Raw genomic sequence first — 19,469 nt, forward strand, 5'->3', positions numbered from 1 at the left:
CTGCCCGTATTACCCGTACCTTTGTGGTTTACAATACGCTTTTACCATGTCTGAGACGCCCCAGCCGCTGTCCTTCGCCGATTTCAAGCTCAACAAGCAACTCCTCATGGCCGTGGAGGAGGCCGGTTTCGAGCAGCCTACCCCCGTGCAGGAGCAGACGATTCCGCTGCTGCTGGCCGGCCACGACGTGCTGGGCATTGCCCAGACCGGGACAGGTAAAACCGCAGCCTTCGGCCTACCTCTGCTGATGAAGGTAAAGTATGCCCAGGGCATACACCCGCGGGCGTTGGTGCTGGCCCCGACCCGGGAGCTGGCTATGCAGCTGGAGGCCCACCTCAAGAAGCTGGCAACCTACACTGACCTGCGCATTTTCGCTATATATGGCGGTTTAGGCCCCAAAACGCAGATTGAAACCATTGCTAAGGGGGTAGATATTCTGATTGCTACCCCCGGTCGCCTCATGGAGCTATACCTGAAGGGCGACCTGGTGCTGAAAGAGCTGAAGACGCTGGTGCTGGATGAGGCCGACAAGATGATGGACATGGGCTTTATGCCCCAAATCCGGCGCATCCTGGAGGTGATTCCGCGCAAGCGCCAAAACGTGCTGTTCTCGGCCACCATGCCCGAGAAAGTAACCACCTTGAGCGAGGAATTCCTGGAGTTTCCGGTGCGGGTAGAGGTTACGCCGGCCGCTACCTCAGCCCAGAATGTAAGCCAAAGCCTCTACGAAGTACCGAACCTGGTCACGAAAATCAACCTGCTGGAGTATCTGTTCCTGGACTGGGATACGTTCCACCGGGTCATGATTTTTACCCGTACCAAGGAGCACGCCGAAAATGTAGCCAGCTTTCTGCAGCGCAAGGCCCACGGCGAGGTGCGGGCCATACACGGCAACAAGGGCCAGAACGTGCGCATCAACGCCATGGAAGCCTTCAAGGCTGGGGACGTGCGGTTTCTGGTAGCTACCGACGTAGCGGCCCGCGGCATTGATGTGCCCCAGGTTTCGCACGTTGTAAACTTCGATGTGCCGCTGGTGTACGACGACTACGTGCACCGCATTGGCCGCACGGGCCGGGCCCAACACACCGGCGCAGCCATCACCTTCGCCAATGAAGCCGAAATGCACCATATGCACCGCATTGAGGAGCTGATTCGGCAGCAGATTCCGGTGCTACCCCTCCCCCCCGAGGTAGAAATTGCCAAGACCAGCTTCGATGAGCAGCAGAGCATGGACCGCGAGAAAGATGAGCGCCGCAAGCGTGAAGACCCCACCTTCCAGGGAGCTTTCCACGAGCGCAAAGAGTGGATCAAGCCCGGCGTAACCATCGACAAGCGTACCGGCCGCGAGTTTGTGGCCGGGCCCAACCGCAGCCAGAAGGGTAAAAAAGCTAACCCCTCAAAAGGTAAGTCTTCGTCGCCCGCCGCTAAAGCCGCCAAGGCCGCCAAAGGCCGCGCCGAGCACCGGAGGAAGCGGTAAACTGTCATGGCGAGGACACCGAGGCCGCCCTTCCTCTGCATGTGCGAAGCCTGATAAACAGACAAGCCCCTGACGTATGGTATCGTCAGGGGCTTGTCACGTTTCAAGGGGGTAGGGAATTGTCAGGAAGGATGGCTTGGGTGCCCTCGCCATGACACACTTCAATCATTTACTCGCTACCTATAATGGTCGAAGATGGGGAGGTGGCTGAATTTAACGGCCAGCAGCGTGAAGGTGATGCCCCAGAGGGCGGCGCTCCAGAGCATGTGCAGCATAATGCGCCAGCGCGGTACGTGCAGTTGGGTGGCAATAACAGTTCCGCCCACCGGGCTAAACAGGATAGGCGTCAGGAAGGCAATGCCCACCATGCCGAAGCGCCGATAAATACTGACCACGGTCCGGCTGCGGCGGCTAAACAGGGGCTTGCCTTTCTCCTCGCGCTTGCGCCGCTGGTGCAGCGCCCAGCTCCGGCCCAGGCCCGAAATGAGAACCACCGTCGTCATCATGCCGGCCACCGATAACCCCCAGATCAGCATTACGGGCAAGCCTGCGGCTACCCCGGCAATGGGCGCGGCCACAAACTTGAACATGCCAATGGCAAAAACGGAGGCGTATTTGAGCAGGGCAGGTAACACGATACGATGAAATAGGCGGAAGAAATACAGCAGGCCGCATCTGTGAAGATAACAGGTTTGGGCTACCGCAAGGTTGTGGCGGTGTTACAGATTCGCTACGAAAAACCGCTGGCGTTGCTACAATTTACTGCCGTACGACAGGTCGCCGGCGTCGCCGAGGCCGGGGATGATGTAGGCCTGCTCGTTGAGGCCCTGGTCGATGGCGGCCACCCAGAGGGTAGCCTCGGGCACTTCGCGGGTTACGTACTCCACGCCCTGCGGCGAGGCAATAACGGCGGCAATGTGTACCTGCCGGGGCGTGCCGAAGCGCAGCATGGCCCGGTACGTTTGCACCAGCGACTTGCCGGAGGCCAGCATGGGGTCGGCCAAAATCAGGACCCGCTCATCGAGGCTGGGGGCCGAAAGGTAATCGACCTGCACCTGCACCTGGGCCGTGCCCTCGATGCGGTACGCGGCGGCAAAGGCCGAGGGCGACTGGTCGAAGTAATTCAGGAAGCCCTGGTGAAACGGCAGGCCCGCCCGTAGCACGGTGGCCAGCACCGGGAAGTCGTGGAGGAGCTTGCCGCTGGACTCGCCAAGCGGAGTGCGCACGCTTTGGTCGGTGTAGCTGAGGTGGGAGCTGATGCGGTAGGCAATGATTTCGCCGAGGCGCTGCAGGTTACGGCGGAAGCGCAGAGAATCCTGCTGCACCGTCACGTCGCGCAGCTCAGCCAGGAAGTGGTTGGCAATGGAGGGCTCGGCACACACCTCATGCACGCGGCTGCGGTCGGGAGCAGGGGTAGCGGCCGAGGCAGCAGGGGCAGAAGAATCGGCGGAAGGGGGCGTCAGCGCATCCATTTCAGATACCAGGGGCGTTGGGTGAACGATAGGGCCGCGTAGGGTACGGGCTCGGCCCCGAAATTGGCGAAAAAACGAGCAATTGACGGTATCGTGCCGCCTTCAAAATCCAGAACCAGCCCGGGCGTACCCGCGTGCCGCTGAATTACATCATCGAGCAAGACCAGCGGAGCCCCCGCCTTTTTTCCTTCCAAGGAAGCCGCCGCGAAAAAATAGATCAGCCGCGTCCGGTAACGCACAAATAAGGCCCCAGCCAACAGCTCCCCTGTTTCGAGCTGGCGCACTTCCAGGGTTTCCAGCATCTGGCGCTCCTGCAGGGCTTTTATCAGTCGGCGCAGCTTAGCGTAATGCCGAGCCTTCAAGCCAGCCTCGGGGCCTTTGGTTTCCTGGAATAGCTGAAGCAGAGGTTCCGCCGTACCAGCCTTCCGAGCTACCAGGGGGGTAGGGGCCGCTTGGTTGAGGCGCAGGCGGCGGCGGTAGTCGGGGGCGTAAGCGGCCAGGAGTTGCTCGTAGGGCTTAGTCAGGGGCAGGTGGTAGGTCTGGCGCTGATTTACCACCAAACCCTGGTTTAGCGCTGGTGTGAAGGCAGCGGACTCTCCCTCATTACCATCATTGAGTTGGGTGTAGAAACGGGGGTAGCGCGGCAGCTTCCCGGCTGTCAGCATTTGCCGAAGGGTTGGGCTGTGCTCATGGCACGTCAGCAAGCCCAGCTGCTGGGTAAAGGGCGGCTGATACACTTCTTGGCCCCAGGGGCGCCACTTTACGGGCAGAGGCCACACGGCCAGGTAGCGGCCGGTGGCTTCCTCCACCTCCACCAGCGCGTCCCAGCGGCCGGCTGTAGCCTGCAGCCACCATGCGCAGGCGTAAGGCACCACCTGCCGGGCCGAATTAACGCAGGCGTCCCAGGCAGCAAGGTCGATTTCGGGGTAGCGGAGCAGGCGCGTGGGCATGGGGCAAAGGTACTGCCGCGTAACTTGCGACGTTATACCCCGTGCTTCCCCGTCCAATACTGCGCAAACTCCGTAGGTTTGCCCACCCGAGCGCCCGCCCCGGCGTAAACGGCTCTGCTTATGAGAAAATCCTACCTTCTACCCCTGGCTTTTACCAGCCTGCTGGCTACCTCGGCGGGGGCCCAGGACACCCCTACCCGCCCCACCGACGGCAAAGGCACCTGGCTTGATTACTCGGGGGCGCCCAAGCCCTACCGGCCCGCCGCCTGGAACCTGGACTCCGATGAGCCGTCTAGGTCCACGATGGGCTCTACCTACGTGCCCCTGGATGCCGACGTGTATCGCCTCATTGACCGGTATGCTATTCTGCACGGCTCCGATTCGCTGGTGCGCCTGCACACCGGTATCCGGCCCTACACCCGCGCCGATGTAGCCCGGCTGGCCGAGCGCATGCTGCTGGATTCCACGGCCGGCTTCTCGCGCCAGGACCGCTTCAACCTTCGCTACCTGCTGCGCGACAACTGGCACGATGCCCGCCTGGACTCGGCCACGAATCTGCGCGAGCAACCCATTCTGAAGCATTTCTACGAGCGGCGCTCGGACCTGTACAGCATCGAAACGCCCGATTTCTCGCTGCGCGTAAACCCCGTGCTGGCCCTGAGCCTGGGCAACTCCGATGGCTCCAAAAGCTACAGCTTCCTGAACACGCGCGGTGTGCAGGTAGAAGGCACCATTGATAAGCGCCTGGGCTTCTACACTTTTCTGGCCGATAACCAGATGGCGGTGCCGCTCTACGTGCAGGAGCGCATAGCCCGCGACAGTGCCGTGGCCCACGAAGGGTTCTGGAAACCATTCAAGAACACGCCCGGCCAGTATGATTTTCTTTCGGCCCGCGGCTACCTCTCGTACGCGGCCGGCAAGCACGTCAGCCTGCAGCTGGGCCACGACCGGAACCAGATTGGCAACGGGTACCGCAGCCTGATTCTGTCGGATTACGCGGCGCCCTACCTCTTCCTGAAGATCAATACCCGCATCTGGAAGTTTCATTACCAGAACCTGTTTGCCCAGTTGGTGGCCGATAACCCGGCTCTTGACCGGGACTACCAGCGCAAGTATCTGGCCTTCCACCACCTGAGCTTCGACATCAAGCCCAACCTGAACGTGGGTGTGTTTGAAAGCGTGATGTACAGCGGCTACCAAACGGTGACTGACTATATAGGGCCCAACAAAACTCCGGTAAACCGCCAGCGCCGCCGCGGGTTGGAGCTGCAGTACCTGAATCCCATCATCTTTTACCGGGCTGTGGAGCAGAGTGCGGGCTCCGAGGATAACGCCCTGCTGGGGGCCGATTTTAAGTGGAACATCCGCAACCGGGTGCAGCTCTACGGTCAGCTGATTCTGGATGAGTTTGTACTGAGCGAAATCCGGAGCGGCAATGGCTGGTGGGCCAATAAGCAGGCCGTGCAGTTGGGGGCCAAATACCTCAATGTGGCCGGCATCCGCAATTTCGACCTGCAGGGCGAGTTCAACTTTATCCGCCCCTTCACCTACCAGCACGAAGACCGATTCCGGGCCTACCAGCACGCGGCTCAGCCCTTGGCCCACCCCATGGGCGCCAACCTCTGGGAACTGATTGGCATTGCCAGCTACCAGCCCCTACCCCGCCTGAATGTGGTAGCTAAGGGCTTCCTGGTAAAGCAGGGCCTCGACCCAGCCGGGGCTGATCCGGCACTCACCAACTACGGCAACAACGTGCTGCGCTCCTACAACACCCGGCCCACCGAGTACGGCTATAAAGTAGGCGCGGGCCTCACCTCCTACCTCTTCCACGGCGACCTGACCGGTACCTGGCAGGCCGCTCACAACCTCTGGCTCGATGGCAAACTGGTGTACCGCCACCGCTCCTTCGATGGCCCCGTAGCTCCCAACTTCACCGCCGATGGCGGGGTACTGGCCTCGGTAGCCCTGCGCTGGAACATCGCCCAACGCCTGCACGAGTTTTAATTTTTGGGTGATGGGGTAATAAGGTCAATAGAGAATGGGCAGGAATGCCCAGCCGGGCCAGACAGCGAAAACTCTCCACCTCATTACCCCATCACCTCATCACTCTATCACCAAAATGCGCCACGAGTCTGCCACGACGCTGCTGTACCGCCCCGTAAATCAGGCGGAGCTGGATTTGATTGCGGCATCGGGGTGGCTGGCGTTTCCGCCGCGCCTGCCGGAGCAGCCTATTTTTTACCCGGTCCTGAATGAACAGTATGCGGCCCAGATTGCCCGCGACTGGAACGTGCCTTATTACGGCGTAGGCTACGTACTCCGCTTCGCGGTGGAGGCGGATTATGCCGACCAGTTTCCGGTGCAGAACGTAGGCGGGCCGGAGCATGATGAGTTGTGGATACCGGCCGAAGAGCTGGCGGAGTTCAACCTTCATATCATTGGTCAGATTGAAGTGGTAAGCGTGTTTAAGGCCGAGTAAGCAGCCCGAGGCCCTACCCCCTCAGGCTCGTGAAGCCCTGCGCCCGATCCGGCGCGGGGCTTTGCTCTTATGGCAGCTTCCAGAATGCCCTACCTTTGCCTTTCCGATGAAGACCTACCTCCGCATTCTGCAGTACGCCCGGCCGTGGGCCGTATTTCTGCCCCAATACCTGCTGTTCACCGTGCTGACCATCTTTTTCAGCATTGCCAACTTCACCCTCATCATTCCGCTGCTGAAGGTGCTGTTCGACAAAACCGGCACCGTGGAAATGCAGGCTCCTGACCATATTCCGGCGTTTCGGCCTTCCATTCAGTGGGTGACGGACACGTTCAATTACTTCTTCGCCGATGTGCTGGCCGACCGCGGCAAGCTTGGGGCTCTGGCCTTTGTGTGCCTGGTAGTGGTAGGCTCGGTGCTGCTCAGCAACGTGTTTCGCTACCTGAGTTTGCGGCTGCTGGCCAAGGTGCGGGCCCGCGTGATTCGGAACCTGCGCCGCGACCTGTACCACCGCATCGTGGGGTTGCAACTGGGCTTTTTCAGTGGGGAGCGGAAAGGTGATTTGATGTCGCGCTTTACTTCTGATGTGCAGGAGGTGGAAACATCCGTGGTGAACACCATGACGGCCGTTATCAAGGAGCCCCTGACCATCATTGCCTACTTCGCGGTGCTGTTTCATATTTCGATGCCCCTGACCCTGTTCACGCTGATTCTGCTACCGATTTCGGGCGGCATTATTGCCACGGTAGCCAAGCGCCTGCGCACTCAGGCCAAACAGAGCCAGAGCACGCTAGGCACTATGCTGTCGGTGATTGACGAAACGCTGGGCGGCATCCGGGTTATCAAGGCATTCAACGCTCAGGACTACATCAAAGGCAAATTCGAGGACCAGAACGACCAGTACGCCCGCACGTCCCGCGCCATCGACAACACCCGCGACCTGGCCTCGCCTTTCTCGGAGTTTGCCGGCGTTTCGGTGGTAGCGGGCCTGTTGTACTTCGGCGGCACCCTTATTCTGGGCGGACAGTCGGAGCTGAACGGGGAAACGTTTATCGGCTATGTGATTCTGTTTTCGCAGGTGCTCACACCGGCCAAGGCTTTGTCGTCGTCGTTTGGTAACATTCAGCGCGGGCTGGTGGCCGGCGAGCGGGTGTTGAGCATTATTGACACCGAGCCCGTCATTCGGGACAAGCCCGAGGCGCGGGTCCTACCCCCCTTCGAGCAACAAATCGAGCTGCGGAATCTGCAGTTTGGCTACGGCGATACGCCCGTGCTCCAGGACATCAACCTGACGATTCCGAAGGGCAAGACGGTGGCGCTAGTGGGTCCCAGCGGCGGCGGTAAAAGCACCCTGGCCGATCTGCTACCCCGCTTCTACGACCCAACCGGCGGGCAGCTCCTCATCGACGGTCACGACGTGCGCGACTGCACCATTCATTCCGTGCGCGACCAGATGGGCATCGTTACCCAGGAAAGTATCCTGTTCAACGACACCATTTTCAACAACATCCGCTTCAATACCCAGGCCACCGAGCAGGAGGTGATGGAAGCCGCCCGCATTGCCAACGCCCACGATTTCATCATGGCCTCGCCGGAAGGCTACCAGACGGTTATCGGTGACCGGGGCTCGCGGCTTTCCGGGGGACAGCGGCAGCGCCTGAGCATTGCCCGCGCCATTCTGCGCAACCCGCCCATCCTGATTCTGGATGAAGCCACCTCCGCCCTCGACACCGAAAGCGAAAAGCTGGTGCAGGAAGCCCTGACGCGCCTCATGCAAAACCGCACTTCCCTGGTTATTGCCCACCGCCTAAGCACCGTGCAGCACGCCGATGAAATTGTGGTGCTCCAGCACGGCCGCATTGTGGAGCGCGGCACCCATGAGCAACTCCAACGCCGCGAAGGTGGCCTTTATCAGCGCCTGAGCCTGATGCAAACCAGCAACGCGGCCCTGGTATAACACCGGCGGTTGTAAAGTAACCCCTGTCATCCTGCGCTGGTAACGCAGGATGACAGGGTTTTTTGTCGATTAGCCAGCGGAGCTCCTACCCCCTTCCAGGCAAGAAGCCACACATAAAAGGACACACGCAAGCGGCCACTACAGCGAGCTGAACCATAGAGCCTATTCCCATTGTGAAAAGCCTATATTTAGTCCGCGAATTGGGCTGCTCCGTATGAGGGCTAGTTCTGTACTCCACCACAACCTGCTACTGCTCATGCTTGCTCTCAAACGACTGGTTACGATTCTGGTGATGGTATTCCTGCTGCTGGCGCTGCTGGTACTGCTGTTGCCCTCCGTGCGCGCCAGTTTTGTGGGCATGGCTGGCACCCCAGAAGCTTTGTACTTCGGGATGCTGGTAGCGGCCGTGGTGCTGCTAGGTCTGCAGCTCATCACCGAAAACCTGGATAGCGTGCTGCTACGCCGCGAAGTAACGGCCCGCGACGCGAAAATTAACGAGCTTAAGGCCCGCCTCTACGACTACCAGATGGAGCAGCGAACCACCGCCGAGCGGGCTCCCGGCGCCCCCCGGACTGGCACCACCACTTACCCCGATGGCGAGCCCCGGTCGGGCTATTCCGCCGCCGACCCGGGCCTGAGCAACGCCCCGCGCCCTACCCCCCTCTCGCCGCCCGATGCTCCGAACCGGCCGCTCTAGTATCTTTGGGGCGTGACTCAACTCCCGCTTTCTGACCTCATTCGGGCCGAGCTGACCGAAGCGCAGTCGGTGCTCGACCGTTTTCTGCAAGATCCCGCCAACCTGCAGGCCATTGAACAGGCGGCCCGCCTGATGGCCGCTTCCCTGGACCAGGGCGGCAAAATCCTGACCTGCGGCAACGGCGGCTCCCTCTGCGACGCCCAGCATTTTGCCGAGGAACTAACCGGCCGCTACCGCCAAGACCGCCGCGCCTTGGCCGCCATTGCCCTCACCGAAGCCTCGCACATGAGCTGCGTAGCCAACGACTTCGGCTACGACCGGGTGTTCAGTCGCTTCGTGGAAGCCCTGGGCCGCCCCAACGATGTACTGCTGGCCATCAGCACCAGCGGCAACTCGCCCAATGTGTTGCTGGCCGCCGAAGCCGCCCGGGCGGCTGGTATGCAGGTGGTAAGCCTGACGGGCAAGGACGGCGGCAAGCTGGCCGGCCTGAGCGATGTAGAAATTCGGGCTCCGCACTCCGGCTACGCCGACCGGATTCAGGAAATCCACATCAAGGCCATTCACATCATGATCATGCTTATTGAGCAGCTGGTGAAGTAACGTAGCACGGGCTTCAGCCCGTAGCCGGAGTTTCGGAAGAATATATTTCCAAACTCCGGCTACGGGCTGAAGCCCGTGCTATATTTCCTGTATTTTCGCTATCCGTTACCTTCTATCATTTTCTTAGTTACAGTATGCTTACCAAGACCTACGGCTCCGCCGTTCAGGGAGTTAACGCCAATACCATCACCATTGAAGTTGTAGTATCACAGGGCACGGGGTTCTTCGTGGTGGGCCTGCCTGATAATGCCATCAAGGAAAGCCAGCAGCGGGTGGAAGCGGCCCTGAAGTTTCGGGGGTACCGCATGCCGCGCACCAAAGTGGTGGTGAACATGGCGCCCGCCGATATCCGCAAGGAAGGCTCGGCCTACGATTTGCCCATTGCCCTGGGTATTTTACACGCCTCTCAGCAGCTCACCACAGAACGCTTGAACGAGTACGTCATCATGGGGGAACTGGCGCTGGATGGGGAGCTGCGCCCGATTCGAGGTGTACTGCCCATTGCCATTCAGGCCCGCAAGGAGGGATTCAAAGGGTTTATCCTACCCCGCGGCAACGCTCAGGAGGCGGCCATTGTGAACAACCTCGACGTAATTCCGGTGGACACCATGCAGGAGGCCGTCGATTTTCTGGAAGGCCGGCTGGAAATTGTGCCCGTAACGGTGGACACGCGCAACGTATTCCAATACACCGCCAACCAATACGCCGCCGACTTTGCCGATGTGCAGGGCCAGGAAAACATCAAGCGGGCCCTGGAAATTGCGGCGGCCGGCGGCCACAACGTTATCATGATCGGCCCGCCCGGCGCAGGCAAAACCATGCTGGCTAAGCGCCTGCCCAGCATCTTGCCCCCGCTGAACATGCAGGAGGCCCTGGAAACCACCAAAATCCATTCGGTGGCGGGCAAGCTCGGCGCTGATGCTTCCCTGCTGAACACCCGTCCGTTCCGCAGTCCGCACCATACTATTTCCGATGTGGCGCTGGTAGGCGGTGGGGGCAACCCGCAGCCCGGCGAAATCTCGCTGGCCCATAATGGTGTGCTGTTCCTGGACGAGCTGCCCGAGTTTAAGCGCACGGTGCTGGAAGTGATGCGCCAGCCGCTGGAAGAGCGGCGCGTGACTATCTCAAGGGCCAAAGTCAGCATAGATTTCCCGGCGAATTTTATGTTGATAGCCTCGATGAACCCGTGCCCATGCGGGTATTATAACCATCCGGAAAAAGAGTGCGTGTGCGGGCCAGGGGTAGTGCAGCGCTACCTCAACAAAGTGAGCGGCCCCTTGCTGGACCGCATCGACCTGCATGTGGAGGTGACGCCTGTTACGTTCGATCAGATGACGGAAATGCGCCGCGCCGAAGACAGCCGCTCGATTCAGGAGCGGGTGGAGCAGGCCCGGCAGCGCCAGGCGGAGCGGTTTCGGGAGTTTCCGGATATCCACTCTAACGCCATGATGCCCTCCCAAATGGTAAAGGACATTTGCCGGGTTGACGCGGCGGGACTGGCCCTGCTCAAAACCGCCATGGAGCGTCTCGGCCTCTCGGCCCGCGCCTACGACCGGATTCTGAAGGTAGCCCGCACCATCGCCGACCTGGCCGCCACCGACGACATCCAACTCCCCCACCTGGCCGAAGCCATTCAGTACCGCAGCCTCGATCGGGAAGGCTGGGCGGGGTAGCAGTGAGATAGAGATGGTGAACTAGTGAGTTGGCGAGGGCACCGAAACCGTCTGTCCTGACCAATTCCCTACCCCCTTGAGACGTAATAAGCCCTTGACGACTGTGCGAGCGTCAAGGGCTTGTCTGTTTATCAGGCTTGTCACACGGAGAGAAAGCATGGGTTCACACCGCTCACCATTTCACAATTTCACCACCTCACCACCTCACTCTCTCACCATTTCGCCACCTTTGCGGTGCCATGTACAAAGCGCTGCTTAAACCGCTCTTCTTCCGGCTCGATGCGGAGGATGCTCACCATCTGGTGTTTAACAACCTAAAACGGGCCCACCGCCTGCCGGGCGCGGCCGCCCTGCTGCGCGGGCTTTATGACTACCAGCACCCGAGCCTGGAGCGGGAAGTGTTTGGGTTGCCCTTCCGCAATCCGGTGGGCATAGCGGCAGGGTTCGACAAAAATGCGGAGCTGACTGATGAGCTGGCGGCCCTGGGTTTTGGCTTTGTGGAAATAGGCACCGTGACGCCCCGCCCCCAGCCCGGCAACCCCCAACCGCGCCTATTCCGCCTACCCCAGGATGAGGCCCTGGTGAACCGCATGGGTTTCAATAACCAGGGCGCCGAAGCCGCCGCCGACCGCCTGCGCCAGCGTCGCAACCGAAACCTGATTATCGGGGGCAACATCGGCAAGAACAAGGACACCCCCAATGAGCTGGCCGCCCAGGACTACGTGGCTTGCGTGGAGGCCCTGCACGAGGTGGTGGACTACTTCGTGGTGAACGTATCGTCGCCGAACACACCGAACCTGCGGCAGCTGCAGGAGCGGGAACCCCTGATTGCCTTGCTCCAGCAGGTGCAGGAGCGCAATCAGGCCCTGCCCACCCCGCGCCCCCTGCTGCTCAAAATTGCCCCCGACCTCACCGACTCCCAGCTTGACGACATTCTGCTGATTGCCCGGGAAGCCGAGCTGAGCGGACTGGTAGCTACCAACACCACCATCAGCCGCACCGGGCTTACTACCCCCGAAGCCCAGGTGAATGCCCTGGGCGCGGGCGGCCTGAGCGGCCGTCCCCTGCGCCAGCGGGCCACGGAGGTTATCCGCTACCTCAGCCGCCAGAGCCGGGGCAAAATGCCCATTATTGGGGTTGGAGGTATTCACTCAGCCCAGGATGCCCAGGAGAAGCTGGCCGCCGGTGCGGCGCTGGTGCAGCTGTACTCGGGCTTCATCTACGAAGGGCCTTCCCTGGTGAAGCAAATCAACCAGGCCCTGACGGTTTCCTGAGCCAAACCTGCCGGCTGGCGCCGCGTAAAATCCGGGTAGTTTTCACCTTCTAACCGTACGTAGCACCATGGGCAAAGGCGACATCAAAACCAAACGCGGCAAGCGTAACAACGGCAGCTTCGGCGTGCATCGTAAAAAGAAGCAAGCCGCGAAAAGCACCGTTAAACCGGCCGAGAAAAAGTAACTCTTTGGCCCCAAGCTACGGCTTGGGGCTTTTTTATGGGCTACGCCCGAGCACCGGGCCTACAGCTTCACCCCCAGCCGGCACTCAATTACATCGGCGGCGCCGCGGTGCACTTTTAGGTCCACGTTGCCGAACAGGTGCTCGGTGAAGTGGTATTTCAGCCCCAGCCGCTCGTAGTAGAACTTATTGGATTTGTACGGATTGTAGAGGTAAAAGCCCAGGTGCGACACAAATGCCAGCCGGCCGAACAGCAGCTCGTGGCCTACATACACACCGGCTTTTTTAACGTCGGGCAGGTTGGTGTCGGTGCGGGCAGTGTCCCGAAGCTGGGCCCGCAGGCTCCGGTCGTAGAAGCCTTCCAGCCCCGTTACCAGGTTGCTTTTGCGGTTGAGGCGCCACCCGGCGGCCAGGGTTACCGAGTTGACAAGGTAGCGGCGGGGGTCGGTTTCGTTACGCTGCTTCCAGCCCACGGAGGAGCTCAGGTTCAGGAAGGTGCGGCCTACATCGGCCGGCATTGGCTCGGGCGGGGTATCGAGCGGGCGCGCCGGGCGCTGCTGGTGGTAGTTAAGGCCCAGCAGCAGGGTAGGCAGGTTAATGCCAAAGTTGGGCTTGGTAGTAGCGCCGTTGGAATAGTGGTTGAGCCCTACCCCCACCAGCAGCCCCAGGTGCTCGGTCAGGGCCCTGTCGTACTCCAGCCGGGTTTGAATGGTGGCGTTCAGCCGCGAGCTGACGATGGTGTTCTTGTGGTTGCTGAGTTGGTCGTAGCGCACGGGAAAGTACCCTACCCCCGTGCCAATCCGGAAGCTGATTTCCTGTCCCTGACGCCGCCAGAAGGCCTTATTGATATAGATACTGGCCGCGTACGACTTGCCCAGCACCGGGTTGTGGTAGTCGTAATACACCAGGGCCAGGCCCACTTTGGGGTAGCGGTACCACGCATGCCAGGGTTCAGAGCCGTTGGTTTGCCGCTGCAGATTCAGCTCGAAGCCGGTGGGGTGCGAAACGGCCAGGTGCTTCACTGCCGGCGTATGGGCAATGATGAAACTGCCTTGGGCGTACGCTCCTACCACCACAGGAGCAGGAGCTACGGCCGGGGCCTGCCCGTAGCCCAAGGCCGCGCTACTGAGCAGAACAGCTACCAGCAGTCCGTTCCGAATTGTCATAGAAGGCCGATTGCAAAAGGTACCAAAGTACGAAAACCTGCCTGTGTTGCCACGGAAACCAGCCGGGTATAGGGCGCCGGTAAGATGCTTCTACTGTTGATGTTTACTGGAAACGAACAAGTTATCCTTTCTTTATTCTTAAAGAAAAAGCCTGCTCATCCGCAACCTTGTACACCAAATTTGCGCTAATAGGCCCAGAAATCCACACTGCGCGTGGTAGTTGTGCGTCTGACATTGTGTTGTTGACCGCGTCCCCTAACTCCTTCTCCTCTTTTGTTATGAAAAAACTTGCAGCCCTCTCGCTTGCACTCGTATCAGCCGCTTCTATTGCTCAGGCTCAGGACGCCGGCGGCTTCCGCATCGGCCTGAAAGTTGGCGGAACCTACTCTAACATTTCTGGCGACAACGTAAGCCAGATTACCGGCTCGGGCTACAGCACGGACCTCGGCGACTACAAGCTGGGCTACAACGCCGGCATTGGGCTGAGCATTCCGCTGAGCAGCGACGGGTTCTTCTCCTTCGCGCCGGAACTGCTTTACAACCGCAAAGGCTACGAAATCCAGTCGAAGCAAACGGGTAACCTGGGCACCGAAAACGGCAAGACCGTGGAAAGCCGCGAAATTGAGCAGAAGCGCGTGCTGCACTACCTGGATGTGCCGCTGCTGGCCAAAATCAACGCGGGCGGCTTGTTTTTCGAGCTAGGCCCGCAGGTAAGCTACCTGTTCGGCTCGAAAAACAAGCAGCAGACGACCACCAAATACACGGACGGCACCAAAAACAAAACCGATAACGACGGCGGCTTCCTGGATTACAGCGGCATTAAGCGCGGCGAATCGTCGAAGTCGGACCTGGCCCAGTTTGATATCAGTGGGGTGGCCGGCGTAGGCTACATGACCGATGGCGGCATCAGCCTGGGGCTGCGCTACGCCCGCGGCTTCAACTCCCTGATTGACACCAAGGACCAGGACAACGAGCCCAAGGCCTTCAACAACGCCTTTACCTTGCAGCTGGGCTATCTGATTCCGACCAAGTAAGCTGCCCTGCACACATTATACAAAGGCTGCTCTCCACGCGGGGGCAGCCTTTTGTTTTGGCCCTGTCTGTAAGCTACCTCATACCCTACTGAGCAAGAGAAACTTCAGCGCAAACGCAGCCAAGCGTGGAACTTTTTCGGGATAAAACTGCAAGGCTGGCACACTTTTCGAAGTTAGCTCAAGCGTGCATCTTTCACTCAACCTTCTTTGCACCATGAAAAAGACCGTCTTTTTTGCCGCTGCCCTGCTGGGTGTAGCCGCTGTTTCCTCTTCTTCCTACGCCCAGGGCGTGCGCCTGGGTCTGCGCGCCGGCGCCAACTACTCTAACCTGGCCGGCAACATCCGCAACGAAAATACCTTCAACAACAAGTTTGGCTTTCTGGGCGGCGTGATGCTAAACGCCGACGTTACCGGCGACGGGTTCTTCTCCATCCAGCCGGAAATTCTCTACTCTCAGAAAGGCTTCGAAAACAAGCCCACCGAGTACACCAACACCGTGCTGGGGGTAGGATACACCGAGAAGCGCGAGGGCAAGGTAAACTACAATTACCTCGATGTGCCCGTGTTGCTGAAGGTAAACGCCGGCGGCCTGATTGTAGAGGCCGGGCCGCAGTACTCCTACCTGCTCAGTGCCAACGATGAAACCCAGATAACCCGCACGCGTCAGCCCAACGGCACGCCCCAGGTAACGGAAGTGCAGAACAAGAAAGACGTGAGCGGCTTTAAGCGCAGCGAGTTGGGCTATGTGGCGGGGGTAGGCTACCAGGCCGATAACGGCCTCAGCCTGAACCTGCGCTACACCGGCGCGTTCAGCGACTTCGTGAAGAGCGACAATGGCAGCTACTTCAACGGCGACCTGGCCAACGCCCGTCACTCGGCGTTTCAGCTTTCTTTGGGCTACCTCTTCCCGAGCAAGTAAGCTCCGGCCCGACCCCACATCCCAGCCCCGACTGCCCTGCCCGGACCGTCGGGGCTTATTTTTGCTGATTCCGGCTACTTTTGCCCGGCTTTCACATTTCATCCTCATGAAAAAAATCACCCTTTCCCTGTTGCTGGTCGCTGGTGCGGCTGGTCTGGCCCGGGCACAGTCGGTGCAGGTAGGCATCAAGGCCGGTGCTACGCTGGCTACCATCACCGGCGACGACGCCAATGATGCCAACAAGTACAAGGCCGGCCTCAATGCCGGGGTAGCCCTGCAGTTTGGGCTGGCGCCTAAGAATTTCATTGCTCTGCAGCCTGAAATCCTGTACTCCATGAAGGGCGCCCGCACCGAAAACGGAGCGGTAGAATCGAAATCGACCCTACACTACATTGACGTACCGGTGCTGCTGCGCATCAATGCCGATGGCCCCTTCTTTGAGCTGGGCCCGCAGGTAGGCTTTCTGGTAGGCGTGAAAAACGAGTTGAAAAGTGGTACAGGCTCCATTTCGGGCACTGATAAAAGCCTTTACAACACGGTGGATATTGGGGGTATAGCTGGGGTAGGCTACCAGTTCGGCAGCGGCCCCAGCCTGGGTATCCGCTACAACATGGGCTTCACCCCGATTTACAAGGACGTGCTCGGCAACCGGATAAAGCAGTTTAACTCGGCTTTTCAGTTGCAGCTGGGCTACCGTATTGGGGGATAAGCCGCCGGGGCAAGTAGCTCTTGCGGCTAAGCGCACCGCTGTATAAAAAAGGCCTGCCCGGTTCCCCGGGCAGGCCTTTGTGCGCGAAACAAACCGTACGGCTACTGCATGCGGGCCGCGTAATTGCGGTAGAAGTGCGGAATGGTTTCGATGCCCTTCAGGAAGTTGAACACGCCGTAGTGCTCGTTGGGCGAGTGGATGGCATCGGAGTCGAGCCCAAAGCCGAGCAGCACGGAATCCAGGCCCAGCTCCGTCTTGAACATGGCCACAATCGGGATGGAGCCGCCACCGCGCGTTGGGATGGGGCGTTTGCCGAAGGTGGTTTCCATAGCATCGGCAGCGGCCTGGTAAGCCACCGAGTCGGTGGGGGTTACTACCGGCTCGCCACCGTGGTGGGGCTTTACTACTACCGTTACGCCGGCGGGCGCAATGCTCTCGAAGTGCTTCTGGAATATTTCCGTGATTTCCTCGGAGGTCTGGTGGGGCACCAGGCGCATAGAAATCTTGGCGTAGGCCTTGGAGGCAATAACGGTTTTGGCGCCCTCGCCGGTGTAGCCGCCCCAGATGCCGTTCACGTCCAGCGTAGGCCGGATGCCGATGCGTTCCACGGTGGTATAGCCTTCCTCGCCGTAGGTAGCGGGCAGGCCGATGCTCTGCTTAAACTCCTCATCGGAGTGAGGCACACGGTTTAGCTCGGCGCGCTCGTCTTCGCTCAGTACGGCTACCTTGTCGTAGAAGCCGGGGATGGTGATGTGGTTGTTTTCGTCGTGCAGGGAGGCAATCATCTTGCAGAGCACGTTGATGGGGTTGGCCACGGCGCCGCCGTAGAGGCCGGAGTGCAGGTCGCGGTTGGGGCCGGTTACTTCCACCTCGTGGTAGCTCAGGCCACGCAAGCCTACCTCAATGCTGGGCTGGTCGTTGCTCAGGATGCCGGTGTCGGAAATCAGGATAACATCGGCCTTGAGCTTCTCGCGGTTGTTGCGGACGAAGATGGCCAGGTTGTTGGAGCCGATTTCTTCCTCGCCCTCAATCATCACCTTCACGTTGCAGGGCACGCCGCCTTCCTGGTTCATCAGCTCCAGAGCTTTTACGTGCATGTACACCTGGCCTTTGTCGTCGCAGGCGCCGCGGGCGTAAATCTTGCCGTCCTTGATAACGGGCTCGAACGGACCCGAATCCCACAGCTCGTAGGGGTCAGCGGGCTGCACGTCGTAGTGGCCGTACACGAGTACCGTGGGCAGCGCGGGGTCAATGATTTTTTCGCCGTACACGATGGGGTTGCCGGCCGTGGGGCACAGCTCCACGTTTTGCAGGCCCACTTCTTCAAAGCGGGTTTTCAGGTACTCGGCGGCGCGCAACACGTCGCCATGAAACTTGGGGTCGGCGGATACGGAGGGGATGCGGAGCCAGTCAATCAGCTCACTCAGGAAACGTTCCTGGTTCTGCTCGAGGTAGGAAGCCATGCGGCGGTGGGGTTGGTTGGAAATGCGGGGGTAAAGGTAGTAGGCCTTACACGAACACTATAATTCAGCTAAACTGTTTTCTATACACTGACTGCGTCTTACTCAAAACGCATTGTCAGTAGATTGTAGAACAAGATTTTTTTTGTAGCGGCTACCTCAGGATTTAGTTCGGGTGTAACACAAATTCTTACCCTTTTAGAATTAACGTACTCTACACCGCAAGCCCACACAGTAGAAGAGGCACTTCGGGGAAAAGATGAAATGGGAAAAGGGCTAAAGTCTTTGAGCGAATAGCTTCGGCCTAGCATCCCTTTAGGTCCATAAGCAACAAACACATTAGCCCCGCGCCCCACAGAACCCCAATTATCAAGTGCTATAATGGAACTACCGTCGGGAGCTACAACTGCACTTGCAGGCGCTTCTTTATTCAGAAGATTTCGCTGCCATTTTAGCGCTACACCTTTTGCTCTGTTTTCATATACTTTTACATAGCAAGCAGTGGCACGGTTTGCTGGAATGACATCGGCAAAATATGCACGATTAGATGAATAATAGCGCTTCTTCTGTAGTTCCGGCCACTCGTCGGCGAAGCTGTATGATGATAAACAACACCAGAATAGTAGTAGGTTAATTTTCATATTAATGGCTTTTACTTCTTATCCCACGGCATGGGCACGCGGCTTTCGGTGCCGGCACGCAGGCGGCCAATGTTAGCGCGGTGGGTGTACACGAGCAGGGCGGCTAGCACGAAGCCAAACCAGAGCAGCAGCGAGTTATCGGGCCGGAACTGGGGTAGCAGCTGCAGCAGGGCAAATACCACCCCGGCCGTCATGGAGGACAGGGACACGTAGCGCGAAATCAGCAGCACCGTGATGAACACCAGAATGCACACGCCTACCGTGGCGGGGGCAATGGCCAGCATCATGCCCAGCACAGTTGCTACCCCCTTGCCACCCCGGAACCCTGCCCAGATAGGGTAAATGTGCCCTACCACCGCCAGTACCCCACAAGCCAGCTGATAATACAGTAGCTGCTCGGGCAGAATGGCGCCCTGGTTAAGCATGACCTGAGCCAGAGAGGTAGCAGCCCAGCCCTTGAGCACGTCCACGGCCATCACGAAGGAGCCCGGCTTCTTGCCCAGCACCCGGAAGGTGTTGGTGGCTCCGGAGTTGCCCGACCCATGCTCCCGAATATCCAACCCGAAAAACATGCGGCCTACCCACAGAGCCGTCGGGATAGAGCCAATGAGGTAAGCGGCCACCAGCAGGCCAAGCACTAAGGGGAGATTCATGGAAAGGGTGGGTAGCAGTTCAATCAATGAGGTAAAGATACGAGCCGAGTGGGGTGATGGTAGAGGAAGAAGGCAATGGAATAGCATGATGAAGCTATTCACCTCACTTGTCATCCTGAGCTAAGCAAAG

General features: G+C 59.4%; 19 protein-coding genes. 12 read left to right on the plus strand and 7 right to left on the minus strand.

The window, feature by feature from the left end; translation table 11 throughout:
- Positions 1-46 precede the first annotated feature (46 nt).
- Positions 47-1,477, plus strand: a complete 1,431-nt coding sequence (locus FGZ14_RS12945) for a DEAD/DEAH box helicase (protein WP_139924658.1) — start codon at positions 47-49, stop codon at positions 1,475-1,477.
- 176 nt (positions 1,478-1,653) lie between these two features.
- Here FGZ14_RS12945 and FGZ14_RS12950 read toward each other — a convergent pair whose 3' ends face one another.
- The 3 genes from FGZ14_RS12950 to FGZ14_RS12960 all read right to left on the minus strand — a co-directional run bounded on the left by FGZ14_RS12950 (position 1,654) and on the right by FGZ14_RS12960 (position 3,899).
- Positions 1,654-2,112: a hypothetical protein gene (locus tag FGZ14_RS12950; protein WP_139924659.1), complete on the minus strand. Its 459-nt coding sequence runs from the start codon at positions 2,110-2,112 to the stop codon at positions 1,654-1,656.
- 117 nt (positions 2,113-2,229) lie between these two features.
- The gene (gene upp, locus FGZ14_RS12955) at positions 2,230-2,949 is read right to left on the minus strand and encodes a uracil phosphoribosyltransferase (protein WP_139924660.1); all 720 of its coding nucleotides are present in this window, start codon (positions 2,947-2,949) and stop codon (positions 2,230-2,232) included.
- Complete coding sequence (locus FGZ14_RS12960) at positions 2,937-3,899, minus strand: GNAT family N-acetyltransferase (protein ID WP_139924661.1); 963 nt, start codon at positions 3,897-3,899, stop codon at positions 2,937-2,939. The genes upp and FGZ14_RS12960 overlap by 13 nt, the downstream gene beginning before the upstream one ends.
- Before the next feature lie 120 nt (positions 3,900-4,019).
- Here FGZ14_RS12960 and FGZ14_RS12965 point away from each other — a divergent pair, with 120 nt between their 5' ends.
- The 8 genes from FGZ14_RS12965 to FGZ14_RS13000 all read left to right on the plus strand — a co-directional run bounded on the left by FGZ14_RS12965 (position 4,020) and on the right by FGZ14_RS13000 (position 12,760).
- Positions 4,020-5,903 (plus strand): hypothetical protein, encoded by a 1,884-nt coding sequence (locus FGZ14_RS12965; RefSeq protein WP_139924662.1) that lies wholly within the window; start codon positions 4,020-4,022, stop codon positions 5,901-5,903.
- A 115-nt stretch (positions 5,904-6,018) separates the two neighbouring features.
- Entirely contained in the window at positions 6,019-6,378 is a 360-nt protein-coding gene (locus FGZ14_RS12970; RefSeq protein WP_139924663.1) for an ADP-ribosylation/crystallin J1, read from the plus strand.
- Positions 6,379-6,484: 106 nt separating this feature from the next.
- Positions 6,485-8,332, plus strand: a complete 1,848-nt coding sequence (locus FGZ14_RS12975; protein WP_139924664.1) for an ABC transporter ATP-binding protein — start codon at positions 6,485-6,487, stop codon at positions 8,330-8,332.
- Positions 8,333-8,588: 256 nt separating this feature from the next.
- A complete protein-coding gene (locus tag FGZ14_RS12980) occupies positions 8,589-9,029 on the plus strand; it encodes a hypothetical protein (protein ID WP_139924665.1) in 441 nt (146 codons plus the stop codon).
- 12 nt (positions 9,030-9,041) lie between these two features.
- Complete coding sequence (gene lpcA / locus FGZ14_RS12985) at positions 9,042-9,629, plus strand: D-sedoheptulose 7-phosphate isomerase (protein WP_139924666.1); 588 nt, start codon at positions 9,042-9,044, stop codon at positions 9,627-9,629.
- 134 nt (positions 9,630-9,763) lie between these two features.
- Positions 9,764-11,302, plus strand: coding sequence for a YifB family Mg chelatase-like AAA ATPase (locus FGZ14_RS12990; RefSeq protein ID WP_139924667.1), 1,539 nt, complete (start codon positions 9,764-9,766; stop codon positions 11,300-11,302).
- Between the two features lie 239 nt (positions 11,303-11,541).
- Positions 11,542-12,576: a quinone-dependent dihydroorotate dehydrogenase gene (locus FGZ14_RS12995; protein ID WP_139924668.1), complete on the plus strand. Its 1,035-nt coding sequence runs from the start codon at positions 11,542-11,544 to the stop codon at positions 12,574-12,576.
- A 67-nt stretch (positions 12,577-12,643) separates the two neighbouring features.
- Complete coding sequence (locus FGZ14_RS13000; RefSeq protein WP_139924669.1) at positions 12,644-12,760, plus strand: 30S ribosomal protein THX; 117 nt, start codon at positions 12,644-12,646, stop codon at positions 12,758-12,760.
- A 59-nt stretch (positions 12,761-12,819) separates the two neighbouring features.
- Here the strand turns inward: FGZ14_RS13000 and FGZ14_RS13005 are convergent, their stop codons facing one another.
- Positions 12,820-13,923 carry an acyloxyacyl hydrolase gene (locus FGZ14_RS13005; protein ID WP_139924670.1) on the minus strand — a complete coding sequence of 368 codons (1,104 nt, stop codon included), beginning with the start codon at positions 13,921-13,923 and terminating at the stop codon, positions 12,820-12,822.
- A gap of 278 nt (positions 13,924-14,201) precedes the next feature.
- Here FGZ14_RS13005 and FGZ14_RS13010 point away from each other — a divergent pair, with 278 nt between their 5' ends.
- The 3 genes from FGZ14_RS13010 (at position 14,202) to FGZ14_RS13020 (ending at position 16,585) form a co-directional block, all read left to right on the plus strand.
- A complete protein-coding gene (locus FGZ14_RS13010) occupies positions 14,202-14,957 on the plus strand; it encodes a porin family protein (protein WP_139924671.1) in 756 nt (251 codons plus the stop codon).
- Between the two features lie 214 nt (positions 14,958-15,171).
- Positions 15,172-15,876, plus strand: coding sequence for a porin family protein (locus FGZ14_RS13015; protein WP_139924672.1), 705 nt, complete (start codon positions 15,172-15,174; stop codon positions 15,874-15,876).
- A 106-nt stretch (positions 15,877-15,982) separates the two neighbouring features.
- Entirely contained in the window at positions 15,983-16,585 is a 603-nt protein-coding gene (locus FGZ14_RS13020; protein ID WP_180754349.1) for a porin family protein, read from the plus strand.
- Positions 16,586-16,686: 101 nt separating this feature from the next.
- Here the strand turns inward: FGZ14_RS13020 and FGZ14_RS13025 are convergent, their stop codons facing one another.
- The 3 genes from FGZ14_RS13025 to plsY form a co-directional block, all read right to left on the minus strand.
- Positions 16,687-18,048 carry a dipeptidase gene (locus FGZ14_RS13025; protein WP_139924674.1) on the minus strand — a complete coding sequence of 454 codons (1,362 nt, stop codon included), beginning with the start codon at positions 18,046-18,048 and terminating at the stop codon, positions 16,687-16,689.
- Between the two features lie 98 nt (positions 18,049-18,146).
- A complete protein-coding gene (locus FGZ14_RS13030; protein ID WP_139924675.1) occupies positions 18,147-18,686 on the minus strand; it encodes a hypothetical protein in 540 nt (179 codons plus the stop codon).
- A gap of 11 nt (positions 18,687-18,697) precedes the next feature.
- Positions 18,698-19,339 carry a glycerol-3-phosphate 1-O-acyltransferase PlsY gene (gene plsY / locus FGZ14_RS13035; RefSeq protein WP_139924676.1) on the minus strand — a complete coding sequence of 214 codons (642 nt, stop codon included), beginning with the start codon at positions 19,337-19,339 and terminating at the stop codon, positions 18,698-18,700.
- Positions 19,340-19,469: the final 130 nt, after the last annotated feature.

Source organism: Hymenobacter sp. DG01 (assembly GCF_006352025.1).
GTDB lineage: Bacteria > Bacteroidota > Bacteroidia > Cytophagales > Hymenobacteraceae > Hymenobacter.

Coding starts and splice junctions, on each gene's coding strand:
- FGZ14_RS12945 (WP_139924658.1), top strand. CDS start 47: ATGTCTGAGACGCCCCAGCCGCTGTCCTTCGCCGATTTCAAGCTCAAC.
- upp (WP_139924660.1), bottom strand. CDS start 2,949: ATGGATGCGCTGACGCCCCCTTCCGCCGATTCTTCTGCCCCTGCTGCC.
- FGZ14_RS12960 (WP_139924661.1), bottom strand. CDS start 3,899: ATGCCCACGCGCCTGCTCCGCTACCCCGAAATCGACCTTGCTGCCTGG.
- FGZ14_RS12965 (WP_139924662.1), top strand. CDS start 4,020: ATGAGAAAATCCTACCTTCTACCCCTGGCTTTTACCAGCCTGCTGGCT.
- FGZ14_RS12970 (WP_139924663.1), top strand. CDS start 6,019: ATGCGCCACGAGTCTGCCACGACGCTGCTGTACCGCCCCGTAAATCAG.
- FGZ14_RS12975 (WP_139924664.1), top strand. CDS start 6,485: ATGAAGACCTACCTCCGCATTCTGCAGTACGCCCGGCCGTGGGCCGTA.
- FGZ14_RS12980 (WP_139924665.1), top strand. CDS start 8,589: ATGCTTGCTCTCAAACGACTGGTTACGATTCTGGTGATGGTATTCCTG.
- FGZ14_RS12990 (WP_139924667.1), top strand. CDS start 9,764: ATGCTTACCAAGACCTACGGCTCCGCCGTTCAGGGAGTTAACGCCAAT.
- FGZ14_RS12995 (WP_139924668.1), top strand. CDS start 11,542: ATGTACAAAGCGCTGCTTAAACCGCTCTTCTTCCGGCTCGATGCGGAG.
- FGZ14_RS13000 (WP_139924669.1), top strand. CDS start 12,644: ATGGGCAAAGGCGACATCAAAACCAAACGCGGCAAGCGTAACAACGGC.
- FGZ14_RS13005 (WP_139924670.1), bottom strand. CDS start 13,923: ATGACAATTCGGAACGGACTGCTGGTAGCTGTTCTGCTCAGTAGCGCG.
- FGZ14_RS13010 (WP_139924671.1), top strand. CDS start 14,202: ATGAAAAAACTTGCAGCCCTCTCGCTTGCACTCGTATCAGCCGCTTCT.
- FGZ14_RS13015 (WP_139924672.1), top strand. CDS start 15,172: ATGAAAAAGACCGTCTTTTTTGCCGCTGCCCTGCTGGGTGTAGCCGCT.
- FGZ14_RS13020 (WP_180754349.1), top strand. CDS start 15,983: ATGAAAAAAATCACCCTTTCCCTGTTGCTGGTCGCTGGTGCGGCTGGT.
- FGZ14_RS13025 (WP_139924674.1), bottom strand. CDS start 18,048: ATGGCTTCCTACCTCGAGCAGAACCAGGAACGTTTCCTGAGTGAGCTG.
- FGZ14_RS13030 (WP_139924675.1), bottom strand. CDS start 18,686: ATGAAAATTAACCTACTACTATTCTGGTGTTGTTTATCATCATACAGC.
- plsY (WP_139924676.1), bottom strand. CDS start 19,339: ATGAATCTCCCCTTAGTGCTTGGCCTGCTGGTGGCCGCTTACCTCATT.